The organism is Ruminobacter sp. RM87 (assembly GCF_000701925.1).
Taxonomy (GTDB): Bacteria; Pseudomonadota; Gammaproteobacteria; order Enterobacterales; family Succinivibrionaceae; genus Ruminobacter; species Ruminobacter amylophilus.
Map to the genome: position 1 here is coordinate 1 of NZ_JNKD01000059.1, position 16,007 is coordinate 16,007.

General features: G+C 36.3%; 17 protein-coding genes and 1 rRNA gene. 17 read left to right on the forward strand and 1 reads right to left on the reverse strand.

Translation table 11 applies throughout. From position 1 onward, the window contains the following. The first annotated feature begins 121 nt into the window (after positions 1-121). The 15 genes from atpE (at position 122) to T489_RS0110105 (ending at position 14,038) form a co-directional block, all read left to right on the forward strand. Positions 122-349 (forward strand): F0F1 ATP synthase subunit C, encoded by a 228-nt coding sequence (gene atpE, locus T489_RS0110035; protein ID WP_031579905.1) that lies wholly within the window; start codon positions 122-124, stop codon positions 347-349. A gap of 27 nt (positions 350-376) precedes the next feature. Further along, positions 377-847 (forward strand): F0F1 ATP synthase subunit B, encoded by a 471-nt coding sequence (locus tag T489_RS0110040; protein WP_031579906.1) that lies wholly within the window; start codon positions 377-379, stop codon positions 845-847. A gap of 9 nt (positions 848-856) precedes the next feature. Further along, complete coding sequence (locus T489_RS0110045) at positions 857-1,387, forward strand: F0F1 ATP synthase subunit delta (RefSeq protein ID WP_031579907.1); 531 nt, start codon at positions 857-859, stop codon at positions 1,385-1,387. A 14-nt stretch (positions 1,388-1,401) separates the two neighbouring features. After that, positions 1,402-2,943: a F0F1 ATP synthase subunit alpha gene (gene atpA, locus T489_RS0110050; RefSeq protein WP_031579908.1), complete on the forward strand. Its 1,542-nt coding sequence runs from the start codon at positions 1,402-1,404 to the stop codon at positions 2,941-2,943. Between the two features lie 25 nt (positions 2,944-2,968). Continuing rightward, positions 2,969-3,832 carry a F0F1 ATP synthase subunit gamma gene (atpG, locus tag T489_RS0110055; RefSeq protein ID WP_031579909.1) on the forward strand — a complete coding sequence of 288 codons (864 nt, stop codon included), beginning with the start codon at positions 2,969-2,971 and terminating at the stop codon, positions 3,830-3,832. A gap of 23 nt (positions 3,833-3,855) precedes the next feature. Beyond that, positions 3,856-5,262: a F0F1 ATP synthase subunit beta gene (gene atpD, locus T489_RS0110060; protein WP_031579910.1), complete on the forward strand. Its 1,407-nt coding sequence runs from the start codon at positions 3,856-3,858 to the stop codon at positions 5,260-5,262. 18 nt (positions 5,263-5,280) lie between these two features. Next, the gene (locus T489_RS0110065; RefSeq protein WP_051622013.1) at positions 5,281-5,736 is read left to right on the forward strand and encodes a F0F1 ATP synthase subunit epsilon; all 456 of its coding nucleotides are present in this window, start codon (positions 5,281-5,283) and stop codon (positions 5,734-5,736) included. Between the two features lie 206 nt (positions 5,737-5,942). Then, the gene (gene glmU / locus T489_RS0110070) at positions 5,943-7,304 is read left to right on the forward strand and encodes a bifunctional UDP-N-acetylglucosamine diphosphorylase/glucosamine-1-phosphate N-acetyltransferase GlmU (protein WP_031579912.1); all 1,362 of its coding nucleotides are present in this window, start codon (positions 5,943-5,945) and stop codon (positions 7,302-7,304) included. An 18-nt stretch (positions 7,305-7,322) separates the two neighbouring features. Further along, on the forward strand, positions 7,323-9,152 hold the full coding sequence (gene glmS, locus T489_RS0110075; protein WP_031579913.1) for a glutamine--fructose-6-phosphate transaminase (isomerizing): 1,830 nt from the start codon (positions 7,323-7,325) through the stop codon (positions 9,150-9,152). A gap of 59 nt (positions 9,153-9,211) precedes the next feature. Continuing rightward, a complete protein-coding gene (locus T489_RS0110080; protein ID WP_031579914.1) occupies positions 9,212-10,048 on the forward strand; it encodes a deoxyribonuclease IV in 837 nt (278 codons plus the stop codon). A 71-nt stretch (positions 10,049-10,119) separates the two neighbouring features. After that, complete coding sequence (modA, locus tag T489_RS0110085; protein WP_031579915.1) at positions 10,120-10,908, forward strand: molybdate ABC transporter substrate-binding protein; 789 nt, start codon at positions 10,120-10,122, stop codon at positions 10,906-10,908. A 90-nt stretch (positions 10,909-10,998) separates the two neighbouring features. Then, positions 10,999-11,271: an HPr family phosphocarrier protein gene (locus T489_RS0110090; RefSeq protein WP_031579916.1), complete on the forward strand. Its 273-nt coding sequence runs from the start codon at positions 10,999-11,001 to the stop codon at positions 11,269-11,271. 261 nt (positions 11,272-11,532) lie between these two features. Next, positions 11,533-12,084 carry a hypothetical protein gene (locus T489_RS0110095; protein ID WP_031579917.1) on the forward strand — a complete coding sequence of 184 codons (552 nt, stop codon included), beginning with the start codon at positions 11,533-11,535 and terminating at the stop codon, positions 12,082-12,084. A 350-nt stretch (positions 12,085-12,434) separates the two neighbouring features. After that, the gene (locus T489_RS0110100; RefSeq protein ID WP_037319606.1) at positions 12,435-13,157 is read left to right on the forward strand and encodes a metal ABC transporter ATP-binding protein; all 723 of its coding nucleotides are present in this window, start codon (positions 12,435-12,437) and stop codon (positions 13,155-13,157) included. 56 nt (positions 13,158-13,213) lie between these two features. Next, positions 13,214-14,038 (forward strand): metal ABC transporter permease, encoded by an 825-nt coding sequence (locus tag T489_RS0110105; protein ID WP_232218308.1) that lies wholly within the window; start codon positions 13,214-13,216, stop codon positions 14,036-14,038. 173 nt (positions 14,039-14,211) lie between these two features. Here T489_RS0110105 and lgt read toward each other — a convergent pair whose 3' ends face one another. Continuing rightward, a complete protein-coding gene (gene lgt, locus T489_RS0110110; RefSeq protein ID WP_031579921.1) occupies positions 14,212-15,042 on the reverse strand; it encodes a prolipoprotein diacylglyceryl transferase in 831 nt (276 codons plus the stop codon). Between the two features lie 114 nt (positions 15,043-15,156). On the opposite strand from lgt, the gene T489_RS0110115 reads away from it, so the two are divergent. Together T489_RS0110115 and T489_RS0110125 are read left to right on the forward strand one after the other, a co-directional pair. Next, complete coding sequence (locus T489_RS0110115) at positions 15,157-15,522, forward strand: hypothetical protein (RefSeq protein WP_031579922.1); 366 nt, start codon at positions 15,157-15,159, stop codon at positions 15,520-15,522. A 321-nt stretch (positions 15,523-15,843) separates the two neighbouring features. Then, positions 15,844-16,007, forward strand: a 16S ribosomal RNA gene (locus tag T489_RS0110125); the annotation flags it as partial.

The following is a 16,007-nucleotide window of genomic DNA, read 5'->3' on the forward strand; positions in this document are numbered from 1 at the left end:
AACTCAGTTCTTTATTGTTATGGGCTTGGTTGATGCTATTCCTATGATTGCAACAGGTTTGGGGTTATATTTGATTTTTGCGGTAGCAAAATAATTTGTTTCCACTTTAGGAGATATTTAAATGGATTATATTTACATTGCAGCTGGTTTAATGTTCGGTCTTGCAGCTATCGGTGCTTCTATCGGTATCGGTATTTTAGGTGGTAAATACATGGAAGGTGTAGCAAGACAGCCTGATTTAATCAATCTTTTAAGAACTCAGTTCTTTATTGTTATGGGCTTGGTTGATGCTATTCCTATGATTGCAACAGGTCTTGGCCTTTACTTAATTTTTGCTGTAGCCAAATAATTAAGCCGTATAGGTGAGGGGCATATTATGAATTTTAATATGACGTTTATTGTACAGATGGTTTCTTTTGCAATATTTTGCTTTATCTGTATGAAATTAATATGGCCGGTTATTTTAAAAAAAATATCTGAAAGACAGAATGAAATTCAGAAGAGTCTTGAAAGTGCAAATAAAGCAGTTCAGGAAATTGAGTTATCCAAGGCTAAGTCAGAAGATATTATTAAGACAGCTAAGCAACAGGCTGTAGAAATAATTGATTCAGCTAATAAGAGACGAGATCAGATCATTGATAAGGCTGCAGATGAGGCTAAAAACGAAAAAGCTTCCATCATAAAGTCAGCTGAAGCTGAAATTTTGAGTGAAAAAAACAGAGCAAAAGAAGAACTCAGAAAAGAACTTTCTAATCTTGTTGTTAAAGGTGCTCAGAAAATTATCGAAACCAAAATCGATGCAAAATCTGAATCAGCAATGGTTGATGATATTTTAAAGCATATCTAAGGAGTTGTTATGTCTGATTATGCAACAGTAGCCAGACCTTATGCTAGAGCAGCATTTGCCTATGCAGAAGAACACAACAGAACAGATGAGTGGTTTGAATTTTTATCAATGTTGAATCAGGTAACTGTTATGTCAGACGTTTTGTCGTCTGCTAACTGTTTTACAGATGAATATAAACTGGATTTTCTAAGAAAGATTCTTGATGGTCATCTTGATAAGAATCAAGAAAATTTTATCAAGCTCCTGCTGGAATATAAACGCATTGAGGCGGTAGCTGATATTTTCGAGCAATATCAGGAAATGTATGACGAACTGAAGAAATTAGGAAAGGCAGAAGTAGTGTCTGCCAGAAAGTTGTCTTCTGCAGATCTTGATAAGGTTAAAAATCGTCTCGAAACAAAGTATGATAAAAAATTTGAAGTTGTAAACACTGTTGATCCATCAATCATTGGCGGTCTGATTTTAAAAATCGACGATAAAGTGATAGATGAAAGTATTAGTGGAAAACTGGGTAAATTATCCAGTTCCTTATTGTCTTAAAAAGGAATTTTAGTATGCAACTGAATTCTATTGAAATTGCCAATCTGATAAAGGAAAGAATTGAGCATTTTGAAGTGGTTACGGAAGCTAAATCTGAAGGTACAGTTGTTTCTGTGTCTGATGGTATAGTACGTATTCACGGAATAAATGATGTAATGCAGGGGGAAATGCTTGAGTTTTCCGGTAATAAATTCGGACTGGCTTTAAATTTGGAACGTGATTGTGTAGGTGCCATTGTAATGGGGCCTTACACCGAGATTAAGGAAGGTGACAAGGTTAAATGTACCGGCCGTATACTTGAAGTTCCTGTAGGTAATGGTTTATTGGGGCGAGTAGTTGACGCTTTAGGTCGACCTATCGATGGTAAGGGGCCTGTAAGCAACGATGGGTTCTCTCCTGTAGAAGTTATTGCTCCCGGGGTTATTGCCAGAAAGTCAGTCTCTCAGCCAATTCAGACTGGTTACAAGTCTGTTGACTCAATGATTCCTATTGGTCGTGGTCAGCGTGAATTAATAATCGGTGACAGACAGGTAGGTAAGACTGCCCTTGCGGTTGATACCATTATCAATCAGAAGAATTATGGTGTTAAGTGCATTTATGTGGCTATTGGTCAGAAGGCTTCAACTATTGCAAATGTTGTAAGAAATCTTCAGGAACATGGTGCATTGGATAATACTATTGTAGTAGCCGCATCTGCGTCAGATACAGCTGCTCTTCAGTATATTGCTCCTTATGCAGGATGTGCAATGGGGGAATATTTCAGAGATCATGGTGAAGACGCATTGATTATTTACGATGATCTGTCAAAGCATGCTGTCGCATACCGTCAGATTTCATTGTTGTTACGTCGTCCACCTGGACGTGAAGCATATCCTGGTGACGTATTCTACTTACATTCTCGTTTACTCGAAAGAGCTGCGAGAGTTAATGCGGAATACGTAGAAAAGGTAACTAATGGCGCAGTAAAGGGCAAGACAGGTTCACTGACAGCTCTTCCTATAATTGAAACACAGGCTGGTGACGTGTCTGCATTCGTTCCTACCAATGTTATTTCAATTACTGATGGTCAGATATTCTTAACTACCCAGTCATTTAATGCTGGTATTAGACCTGCGGTAGATCCTGGTATTTCCGTATCTCGTGTAGGTGGCGCTGCTCAAACTAAGCTTATAAAGAAGCTGTCAGGCGGTATTCGTACTGCTTTGGCTCAGTATCGTGAGCTTGCAGCATTCTCTCAGTTCTCAAGTGATTTGGATGAAGCAACTCGCAAGCAGCTGAATCATGGTGAAAAGGTAACTGAACTGATGAAGCAGAAGCAGTATCAGCCTTTGGATGTTGCTCAGCAGGCTATTTTGTTGTTTGCTGCTGAAAGGGGTTTTATTGAAGATATTGAACTGGAAAAGGTTGCAGCATATGAATCAGCTCTGTTAAGTTATGCTCAGTCTGAATTTGCAGAAGATATGAAGAATATTAATGCAAATCCTGATTATAACGATGAGATGGTTAGCAAACTTACTGATATTCTCAATAAGTTTAAGGAAACTCAGACCTTTTAGTAGGTAACTGAATGAGGAGCATGTAATGCCAGGTGCTAAGGAAGTCAGAAGCAAAATTTTTAGTGTGAAAAACACGCAAAAAATTACCAGTGCCATGCAGATGGTTGCTGCTTCAAAAATGCGTAAAGCTCAGGAAAGAATGGAACACAGCAGACCTTATACCAGCGCTATGCTTAAGCTTATAGGTCACATTGCCCGTGCTCATCTTGAGTATAAGCATCCTTATACTATCGAAAGACCAATTAAGAATGTTGGATATATCATTGTATCCACCGACCGTGGTCTTTGTGGCGGTTTGAATATCAATTTATTTAAAAATGTTCTAACCCAGATATCGAAGTATCAGGAACAAGGTGTAGAAAGCAGTGTTGCTTTATTAGGTAGTAAAGCTTGTAATTTTTTTAGTAAATTCGGTATAAAAACTTTGGCTCACGCTTCAGGTATGGGGGATGATCCAAAGGTTGAAAATCTTATCGGTTCCGTTCGTTTGATGCTTAAAGCTTATAACAACGGTGAGATTGACAGACTTTATATCGTATATAACAAGTTTGTAAATACCATGGTTCAAAGCCCTGTTATTGAGCAGATTATCCCTTTAACGCCTAATGCAAATAGTACTGTTAAAGATGATTACTGGGACTATATATATGAGCCTGACGCCGAGAGTCTGCTTAATACCATTTTCTCGAGATATATTGAATCTGTAGTTTATCAGGGTGTGGTTGAAAATCTTGCTTCAGAACAGGCTGCAAGAATGGTTGCCATGAAAGCTGCAACTGACAACGCTGAGCGTTTAGTTGATGACTTGCAGTTGGTATATAACAAGGCAAGACAGGCTGGCATTACTCAGGAACTTACTGAAATTGTTTCTGGTGCTGCCGCTGTATAAAAGATTGAAATTATGAGGTTAACATGAGTACAGATAAGAACGTTTCGAAAGGTATCGTTGTACAGATTATCGGTGCTGTAGTGGACGTTGAGTTTCCACAGGATAAAATACCAAAGATCTATAACGCTCTTGAAGTTGTTAGTGAAGGTAAGTCAAAAGGTTTAATACTGGAAGTACAGCAGCAGATCGGTGGTGGTATTGCTCGTTGTATAACCATGGGGTCATCCGATGGTTTGAAACGAGGTGCTGAGGTTATTGATACAGGTGATGGTATTAAGGTTCCTGTAGGTCATGAGACTTTGGGACGTATCATGAATGTTCTCGGTGAACCAGTAGATGAAGCTGGTCCTATAAATGAGAAGGAGCGTTGGGTTATTCATCGTAGTGCTCCTAGTTATGAAGAACAGTCAAATACAACCGAAATTCTTGAAACTGGTATTAAGGTTATTGATTTGATCTGTCCTTTTGCCAAGGGTGGAAAAGTTGGTTTATTCGGTGGTGCAGGTGTTGGTAAGACCGTAAACATGATGGAGCTTATCAATAATATAGCCAAGGCTCACTCAGGATTGTCCGTTTTTACTGGTGTAGGTGAAAGAACACGTGAAGGTAATGACTTCTATTTTGAAATGAAGGAGTCTAACGTTCTTGATAAGGTATCAATGGTTTATGGACAGATGAATGAACCTCCTGGAAACAGATTACGTGTAGCTTTAACCGGTCTTACCGTTGCAGAAAAGTTCCGTGATGAAGGTAAGGATGTATTGTTATTTATTGATAATATTTATCGTTACACTCTTGCCGGTACTGAAGTATCCGCATTACTTGGACGTATGCCTTCTGCTGTAGGTTATCAGCCGACACTTGCTGAAGAAATGGGGGCTTTACAGGAACGTATTACTTCAACGAAGACTGGTTCAATCACTTCTGTTCAGGCTGTATACGTACCTGCTGACGACCTTACTGACCCAAGCCCTGCTACAACGTTTGCTCACCTTGATGCTACAGTTGTTCTTTCTCGTCAGATTGCTGCTTTAGGTATTTATCCTGCAGTTGATCCTCTGGATTCAACTTCAAGACAGCTCGATCCGTTTGTTGTTGGCAAGGAACACTATGAAACAGCACGAGGAGTACAGACTGTTTTACAGAGATACAAGGAACTTAAGGACATAATAGCAATTCTTGGTATGGATGAATTATCTGAAGAAGATAAGCTCGTAGTATCAAGAGCAAGAAAGATTGAAAGATTCCTTTCTCAGCCGTTCAGTGTAGCTGAAGTATTTACAGGCAGAGAAGGTAAGTATGTACCTCTGAAGGATACAATCAGAGGCTTCAGTGCTATTATCAATGGTGATGTTGACTCTTTACCGGAACAGGCCTTCTATATGGTTGGTACTATCGAAGAGGCAATGGAAAAAGCCAAGAGCATGTAACTGATTTAAGAGGTTCATATGGCAGAGCAAAAAGAAGAAAAAAGCCCTACCGTTCCTTTGGTACACCTTCGTATAGTTAGTGCTGAAAAATACATTTTTTCTGACTACGTGGCCTATGTTGAGGTTGAAGGTGTTGAGGGCGGAATAGGTATAAAACCGGGACACAGTCCTCTGTTGACAGCTATTAACTCAAGTAATGTTGTGTATACAACAGAACAGGGGGACAAGAGGCTTGTTAACGTTTATGGTGGTGTTCTTGAAGTTCAGCCAAAGAGCGTGACGGTACTGGTAGATACAGCCATTCGTGGTGAAGATATTGATGAATCTCTGGCTTTGGAATCAAAGAGGCAGGCAGAAGCAAAACTTGCAAAGAGTCCAAGAGACCAGGATTACTCAGCTGCTCTGGCAGAACTTTCACGAGCCTTGTCAAAGCTTCAGGCAGTGGAATTAACCAGAAAATTCGGTCATCGCTAATTCAAATTGTAAAAACTTTCCGTTCATGTGTTTGTCAGATAACAACAGACGGAAAGTTTTTTTTATATTTCTCTGTTTCTTTATTTTCAGAGAATTTCCGTAATTGGATATCTGTCTTAATTTTAAGAATTTTGTATGTAGAGCTAACATATTGTTTAGTCTATAATGTTAAAAATTTTTGTTTTTAATTTAGAGAGATTTTAAGCATGTCATTGGAAGTAATTATACTTGCCGCCGGAAAAGGTTCTAGAATGCATTCTCATTTACCTAAGGTTTTACATAAGGTAGGTGGTAAAGAGATTTTGCAACACGTTATTGATAATTCTTTAGAATTAAATCCTGAAAAAATTCACATAGTTTATGGATTTGGTGGAAGTATAGTAAAAGATACTATCGGTGGCGACTATGATTATGTAATGCAGAAAGAGCTTTTAGGTACAGGGCATGCTGTTATGCAGGCTTTACCGAACTGTAATCCAGACAGCAAAATACTGATTCTGGTTTCAGATATTCCTCTTATTACAAGTAAGACTTTGAGAGATCTTGTTAATAGCTTTGATGACAAGGGGATTGCTGTTCTTACTTCTGTAGTTGAACATCCTGAAGGGCTTGGAAGAATCAAGAGAGATTCTTCAGGTAATGTGCTTGCAATAGTTGAAGATAAGGATTGTACTCCTGAAGAAAAGCTCATAAATGAAATCAATACAGGTGTTATTGCAGGAGACTGGAGATCTTTAAATGAACTTCTTAAGCAGGTTAAAAACAACAATAATCAGGGAGAATATTATCTGACTGACGTAATTTCTCTTGCCTGTCAGAAAGGCATTTCCGTAAGTTCAGCTGTTTCAGAAAATTCCAAGGAATGTGAAGGAATTAATAATAAAGTCCAGCTTGCAGAGGCTGAAAGATATTATCAGTTGAAAATTGCAAAGAAATATATGACCGAAGGGCTGATTTTACTGGATCCTTCAAGAGTTGACTTCAGAGGTACATTGGAATTTGGTGCCAACACATCTTTAGATGCAAACGTGATTATTGAAGGTAATGTTAAACTTGGTAATAATGTTGTTATCGGCGCAGGATGCGTGTTGAAGAACTGTTCTGTAGGCGACGATTCAGTGATTAGTCCTTATACTGTTATTGAAGATAGCGAAATTGGTAAATCCGCAACTTTGGGGCCATTCGCACGTTTCAGACCGGGATGTGTTTTAGAGGATCAGGTTCATGTAGGCAATTTCGTTGAAGTTAAGAAATCCAAAATTGCGAAAGGAACAAAGGCCGGACATCTGTCATATTTAGGTGACAGCGATATTGGGGAAAATGTTAATATAGGTGCAGGAACAATAACTTGTAACTATGATGGGGCCAATAAGTGGAAGACAGTCATTGGTAACAATGTTTTTGTAGGTTCTGATACTCAGATTGTGGCTCCTGTTGAAATCGGGGATAATGTAACAATCGGCGCAGGTACAACCGTAACTAAAAACGTTGAGGCAGATAATTTGGTTATTACCAGAGCACCTTTGCGTTCAATTAAAGGTTGGAAGAGACCTGTAAAGAAAAAATAATATTGATAGGACTATGTTATGTGTGGAATTGTAGGAGCGATAGCTCAGAGAGATGTTTCTGACATTTTATTGGAAGGTTTGAGAAGGCTGGAATATCGCGGATATGATTCTGCAGGTATAGCAGTTGTTTATAATAACGAAATCCAGAGAATAAGAAGTCTTGGAAAAGTCAATGAACTAGTGAAGGCTGTTGGAGAAAAGACTTTAGCTGGCGGGTTGGGAATTGCCCATACAAGATGGGCGACTCATGGTAAACCTTCAGTTAATAATGCCCATCCTCACGTGGCAGGACCTTTGGCCATAGTGCATAACGGTATTATTGAGAATTACATTGATATCAAGAACCGTCTTATAGAAAAAGGTCATCAGTTTACCTCAGAAACAGATACCGAAGTATTTGTTGCTTTGGTTAATTCTTATTTAGAACAGGAAGGAAATCTTCTTAATGCAACCAAGCGTGCAATTAAAGATGTAAAAGGTGCATACGGTACTGTTGTTATTGATAAGAATGAGCCAGAGCATCTGGTTGCTGCCAGAAGTGGTAGTCCAATTGTGATTGGTCTTGGAATAGGTGAAAATTTTGTCGCTTCAGATCCTGTTGCTCTTTTTCCTATAACTCATAGATTTATTTACCTTGAAGAAGGTGATATTGCTGATGTTTCACGTTTTAAGATTGTTATTTACGATAAGAACGGCAATGTGGTTAATCGTGCTGTTAATGAAGTAAATATTGAAAATGATGAAGCTGTAAAAGGTGAATATCGTCATTTTATGCAGAAAGAAATTTACGAGCAGACCAAAGTTGTTACTGACACTTTAGCTGGTAGAATTTCTGATGAACATTTTGTCGTTGAATGTTTCGGCACAAATGCAAGAGACGTTTTCAGCAGTATTGAAAGAGTTAAGATTGTTGCCTGCGGAACTTCTTATCATGCCGGGCTTATGGCTCGTGAATGGTTTGAGTCCTTGGCTGGAATCCCTACTGATGTTGAGATTGCATCAGAGTTCAGATATAGAAAGAGCATCACCCAGAAGAATACTTTGTTTGTAACTTTGTCACAGTCTGGTGAAACTGCCGATACTCTGGCAGCTGTTCGTATTGCAAAGCAGAAGGGATACGCCCACACGTTGTGTATTTGCAATGTTCCTGGTTCTTCGCTTGTAAGGGAGTCTGAGCTTGTATTTCTGACAAGAGCCGGACGTGAAATCTGTGTTGCATCTACTAAAGCTTTTACTACTCAGCTTGTTTCTCTGCTTTTACTCGTAGGTTCAATAGGGGTTGTAAAAGGTACAATAAGTTCCGAAGATGAAAGTGGTTATGTTGCATCACTGCGTAAATTAGCACCTTCAATTGAAAAGGCCTTAGCTTTAGATAGCAAGGTTGAAGAGATTTCTAGAGAATTCGTAAACAAGCGTAACGCCTTGTTTTTAGGAAGAGGAGCTATGTATCCTATTGCAATGGAAGGTGCTTTAAAACTTAAGGAAATCAGCTATATACACGCAGAGGCATATGCTGCAGGAGAGCTTAAACACGGTCCTATAGCTTTGATTGATGCTGACATGCCTGTGATAGTTGTTGCTCCAAACAATGATCTTTTAGCTAAACTTCGTTCCAATATCGAAGAAGTAAGTGCCAGAAGAGGTATTTTGTACGTGTTTGGTACCCCTAAACTTGGATTAACAAAGGATCCAAACATCAGATTTACAGAAATCGATGAAGTCGACGATCTGATAGCTCCAATTGTTTACAATGTCATTTTACAGTTATTGGCATATTATGTTGCTATTATTAAGGGGACTGACGTAGATAAGCCTCGTAATTTAGCAAAATCAGTAACCGTAGAATAATGAATGCCCACCATCCAAAGAGGGTGGGGTTATAGTCAAATAATAGATTCTAATCGTATATGTTGAAAATCGGATGTCATTTATCATGTGCTAAAGGATATCTGGCAATGGCTGAAACAGCATTGAGCATCAATGCCAATACATTTCAGTTCTTCACCAGAAATCCTCGTGGCGGGAAAGCAAAGAATATTTCTCAAAAGGATTTAAACGACTTTTTGATATTCTGTAAAGAATATGAAATTTCTCAGGTTCTTGCTCATGCTCCGTATACACTAAATCCTTGTGCTAAGGATGAAGGGTTACGGGAATTTGCTAGAAATATAATGAGTGATGATTTGCGTATTATGGATATGATTCCTGGAGGAATGTATAATTTTCATCCTGGTTCACATGTGCAACAGGGGGTTGAGATAGGAATTCATCTGATTATAGAACATTTAAATGCCATCATAACTCCAGAAATAAAAACAGAAGTACTTCTTGAGACTATGTCTGGTAAAGGCAGTGAAATTGGCAGAAATTTTCAGGAAATAAGAAATATTATTGACGGAGTCAGATTTAACGAAAAGTTGGGCGTTTGTTTGGACACTTGTCATCTTTGGGAAGGTGGTTACGATATTGTTAATCATCTTGATGATGTTCTGGATGAATTTGATAATGTTATAGGCCTTCACCGTCTTAAAGCCATTCATTTGAATGACAGTAAAAACCCAATGAGTGCCCATAAGGACAGACATGAATGTATTGGTTTTGGGCAAATCGGTTTAGAAGCACTTGTTGCAGTTATTAATAATCCTCGTTTGAAGAAACTTCCTTTTTATCTGGAAACTCCTCAGGAGGATTTGAATGGTTATGCAAAGGAAATATCCATGTTGCGTAATTTTTATGTTGAGTAAGATAATACTAAATTGATTATATGAATATTTGCAGTTCTGATATGGACTGCATTATTTTTTTGGATAATTTAATGAAAATTGGATTTTTTTATAAATTCTTGGGATTAGTTGGGGGAATGGTAATTTCTTTTGTATTCTCCAATAACAGCTTTGCAGAAGAAAATAACGAAGTTATGGCAGATGATGCCGTAAAGGTTTGTGCTATTCCTCAACTGTATGATTATTTAGAAGATTTGAAAAAGGTATATTCTCTCGGAAAAATTGATATTTCATATGCTTCGTCAAGTATGATTTATGCTTCTGTCATTAATAATCAGATGAAGTGTGATATTTTTCTTGGAAATGATCAAAAATTTCCTGCCAGATATATTACAAGCGGTGTAGGTGATAGCACAGGTTATGGTAATTTTACCAAAACCACTTTGGCTTTATTTTCTGTGACATCAATAATTGATAAGGACTGTGATGTTTTAAATAAGGATATTTACAATAAAATTATAATGCCAAATCCTAAATACAATGTATCCGGTTTCGCTGCATCGCAGATAATTGAACTATATATAAAAAAGAATCCAAAGATAAAAAATAAAGTTATTTATAGTGATAATGAATATTCAGCTCTAAGTTCTATAGTCAACGGATATGCTATGCTGGGCTTTTTACCTTATAATATGGTTGTTGATAATAAGATGACTAAAAATGGTTCTTTCTGTTTGTTCAGTGATACAGAATATGAACCGATAAATTATTATTATATGACGTTTAAAAACAGTAAAAACATAAAAGCTACCAATAGTTTTAGAGATTATCTGTTTAGTGACAAATCACGATTAATTTTAAAAAAACATGGTTATAAGTAACATATTTAGGTTCTTATTTTATTTTTTTTGAAGTTGAAATATAGAATATAATCAAGGGGTATTGGTGGTTAGTTCGTTCGGGGGGCTGTTATGTCTTTGGAAATGGATATTGAAATAAATGGAAAACATGGTTTACATGTAAGACCTTGTGCTTCGTTAGTAAAAATTTGCAATAGTGATCCTGAAGTTAAGGTAAAAATAAGAAATACTTCAGAAAATTCTCCTTATGTCGATGGTAAAAGCATGATGCAGGTTTCCACTCTAAGAGCTTCATATGGTCAGACTCTGCATTTTGTGATTGACGGAAATAATGCAACTCAGATGGCTGAAAGAATAGCAGAATTTTTATCAAGACTAGATTAGAATTTTTTATTTTGATAAAAAGCCATGTGTTTTCATACTATTTTGATTCACACGGCTTTTTTTTATGTAATGACACGTGAAATATAAAATATTATGACTGATAAGTCGAAAAGTATGTGGTTGTATACTGAACAAAATGTATTGATATTTGAAAAAATCGTTGTTAGTTAGATACTGATCACTAATTAAAAATTAAAAAATCTATAGAATTGTACTAAGTACATTTAAAGTTGATTATATAAGTCTAGGGACGGTGAGTATATGTCAAATAAGATTTTAATTTTACCTAATTTTGCAGATCAGGAACTGCCTAGTGAAGGTCTTGATCGTTACGACAGCATTTTCTTATTAACTGAAGATCAGGATAATCTTCCTTTCAAGGTCGTTAAGAATCTGATGAGTATTGCCAAGAGTCAGCAGGTTGACATCGATTTCCTTGAAATTCCTCATAAAACTGAAAATGAATTATTCATCAGTTTAGCTTTCAAGATTGCAAGATTAGCAGCTGAAGATGGCAATACTCAGGTAACTTTTGTAACTGAAAACAGAAATTATGATAATTTAGTTGATGCTGCTAAGAGCAATGGTTATGCTGTGGCTAGAGCAGAAGGTTTTTCACGTATCAGTGCAATTCCAAGTGGCCCAAGCCAGATTCAGAACCCTATAAAGCCAACTGAAGTATCAAGCAGCAAGCCTGCAGCAAAGGTTGAAGAAGTTCAGCAGGAAAAGAGTTCTCCTAAGGAAGAAGCTAAGGAAGCTAGCGGAGACAAGAACAAGAAGTTGATTGCCTCTCTCTTAAGTGGTAAGAACTAATAATTTTTTGTTGTAATTACTATTATCCATATTAAAGAAGACAGCCCATGTGGTTGTCTTCTTTGTTTTAATAATTCATATGTTTTGATAGAATTTGATCCTATACTTACTCTTTTTATTTCTGTATACAAAAAAGCTGTCATGTACTTTTTCGAAAATAATTGTCATTATTCAGTATAAGTTATGATTGGATATTGTAAAAGTGTGCATGAAATTAAATAATGTATAATTAAAAAGTTAAAAGGAGACGGTGATGGGATCTTTTTTTCTTTGGGGTATTTGGACCAAATTAACATTGGTTTTTGTAATACTTTCAATTCTTTATTTTTTAATTTATCTCGTTATTTAGTATGTTGACATTTAATAATCTGACTATTGGATATAACAAACATCCTGTTATTCATCATTTGAATATGCATATTGAGAAAGGAGCGTCTGTTGCCATTGTTGGACCGAATGGTTGTGGTAAGTCTTCGTTGCTAAAAGGAATCATGTCCTTTATAAAACCTATGGAGGGCCGCATTTCCATTGGCATAGAGAAAAATAAAATTGCTTATTTACCGCAAAGCTCAACAGTAGATAAAACCTTTCCAATGACAACATTGGAATTGGTTGCTTCTGGATTACTGTACAAAAAAGGTTTTTTATCGAGTCTGAATGATGAAGATTTGGATTTAGTTAATACAACTTTGGATAAAGTTGGATTAAAGGGAATGGCTGATGAACCGTTAAAAGCTCTTAGTGGTGGGCAGATACAGCGAGCTTTGTTTGCCAGATTAATTATTCAGGATGCAGATCTTATCTTGCTTGATGAACCTTTTAACGCGATAGATTATAAAACAATTGTCGAATTGTTAAAAATTGTTCGTATGTGGATTGATGCTGGAAAAACAGTTGTATCTGTACTGCATGATATTCAACAGGTTAGAGAAAATTTTGTTTATACGGCTGTTTTATCCAGAGAACTGGTAGCTTATGGATTAACCAAAGATGTCTTAAACAGGGAAAATTTGGAAAAAGCTTTTAATAACAGTTTTTACCCTCATAAAGATGCAAATATTTGTAACAAATAACTATGTTTAATGAACTTTATAATTTTCTGATACATCCGTTGCTTTCATATGATTTTATGCAGAAGGCTTTTGTATCTTTGGTTTGTCTTTGTTTCAGCTCACCATTGATAGGTGTTTTTCTGACACTAAAAAGAATGAGTTTAAGTGGTGATGCTATTTCACACGCAATACTGCCTGGAGCAGCTGTAGGTTTCATGTTTTCAGGCCTTTCTGTTGCAGCTATGACAATAGGTGGTATGGTTGCTGGAATTGTTGTAATTATTATGTCCAGTCTATTTTCCAGAGTGAGTAAAAGCAGTGAAGAGAGTAATCTTGCTGTTTTTTATCTGTTCAGTCTTGCGTTGGGAGTGTTAATAATTTCATTAAACGGCTCAAATCTTGATTTGCTTCACTTCCTTTTTGGATCTATTTTTGCTGTTGGTAAGGAAACTATTCTTCTGCTCGGGTTGTGTACTTCTGTAACCCTGGTTCTGCTGTCATTTATTTCTAGACCTTTAATTTTAGATACGGTTGATCCTCTTTTTCTTGCATCTGTAAGCAAATCGGGAACTTGGGTGCACATTTGCTTTATGATTTTAGCTGTTTTTAATTTAGTAAGCAGTTTTCAGGCAATAGGAACATTAATGTCTGTGGGTATTATGATTATTCCTGCAACAAGTGCTAAATTTTGGAGCTATAAGTTATCAAATATTATTGCAATAAGTGTGATATTTGCGCTGATATCTTCATATGTAGGGCTGGTTATGTCTTTTCATTTTAATGTTCCATGTAGTCCTGCCATAATTATTTCGTTGAGTGCTATATATTTATGTTCGTTCGTATTCGGTGGACACAAAGGGATAATTAAGCGTTTTGTTAAAGGAAAACATTACGAAAATTAAAATAAACAAAAAGCCATCAGATTCAAACCCATATTTTGAACAAATTTGTGTGACTATGGGGGGCATTACATATTTGGGGACTTCTTGGAAATTTATTTTTTAAATGTAACTATATCTTCAAAGAATAGGTTCAAACGAATGTGATGGCTTTTAAATTTGATAAAAAGTAATTTTTATTTCTTCGTATTTGTATCATTCAGAATTATGGTACTGTTGTCCTTTAGAGCAGGTAATTTAAAACTTAAAACGCATAATATCATTCCTGATAAAATGAAAGGCACACTTAGATACTGACCTACAGTGAACAAGCTTTCTGTCATGCTATAACTTGCCTGTTCAGGCTTAAAATACTCAAGTATGATTCTTGCAATGAATACCGATATTAAAAATAAACTTAGTATAAAGCCAGAGCCACGATTTTGGTAATTTCTGTAAACAAGATAAAGAAAAAGAGCTATTAAGAAATAAGACAGTGATTCATATATTTGTACGGGGTGACGAGCGATGTTGTCAATTCGTCCAAAAATGATTCCGTAGCTGTCATTTGTAGGTTTGCCATAAATTTCGGAATTAAAGAAATTTCCAATTCTTATCATTCCTCCAACAAATGCGGTTGGTATACAGAGCATATCGGCAAGATTAAGAAACTTGTATTTATAGATTTTACAATACAGAAGGGTCGTAAGTATTAGACCTAATCCTCCTCCGTGGCTTGCGAGACCGCCCTGCCATATTTTAAGAATATCTATAGGATGGGAGAGATAGTATTGAGGATCATATGCTAGACAGTGTCCAAGTCTTGCCCCAATGAGGGTTCCTGTAATCATAAATAACAGCAACATATCTAATCCGCTTGTATTTATGTTTCTTTTTTTGAATTCTGTATTAGCAAAATAATATCCGAGCAGAAAACCAACAGCAAAAAATAATCCATACCATCTTAAAGAAAGATTGATAACCGGTATGGTAAAGATAACCGGATCTGTGTTCCAATTTAATAACATGATATAAACCCATATAATGTAATTGAATATTATGAGGGGTATTTTAAGTGTAAAAATAGAAATTTCATAAGATTTTTTTTAAAATATACTTGAAATTGAAAAAGGTTTATGAAAATGATTGAAAACGTTGAAATATTCATGATTTATAGCGGATTTACACTTTTTATAGTGGGGGCTATCTGCTGTTTCATTGCTGTGTCATTTAGATTTGGTGTTCTATGTACTTTATTGGGAAATACCATGCTTTACTTAGGTACAATTTTTTCAAGAAGAACCTATGAGTTTATGGAAAGAGTAGGGATAAGTGATTTCTTTAATCATGATTTAGACGAATTAAAGGTTAAGGCAGTAGTGACAGCTGTAATTTTGATGACATTTTTATGGTCAGTCAGATGGGTGAAACATTTTGTCGTTGATGGTGTGTTTTATTTTCTTTTTCCAAATGTAATAAAACCTCAAATTAAAAAGAGTAAAGGTTGATAAGATGAAATAAAGGTGTATTTTTAAGTTTTGGGAAAGTTTTTGTTTGTTTTTTAATCAAACAAGCAAAAAAATAAAAAAAATTGCGAAAAATCACAAAAGTGTGTTGACAAAAATTCTCGAAAAAGTAAAATACACATCACTCGCTGAGCACAGCGAAAACAAAAAGTTCTTTAAAAACGAATCTAGACAATCTGTGTGGGCACTCGCTGAATTCATGAGCTGAAATAAAAAATGGTTCTTGAAGAAGCTGAGTGTCAAATCTAAGAGCAATTAGAAAGACAGTCATTCAAAGAGAGCCGAAAAAACTTCAACTAATTTAAAGTGAAGAGTTTGATCATGGCTCAGATTGAACGCTGGCGGCAGGCTTAATACATGCAAGTCGAACGGTAACAGCAGGAAGCTTGCTTCCTGGCTGACGAGTGGCGGACGGGTGAGTAATACCTGGGGAGCTGCCTGAATGAGGGGGACAACACCTGGAAACG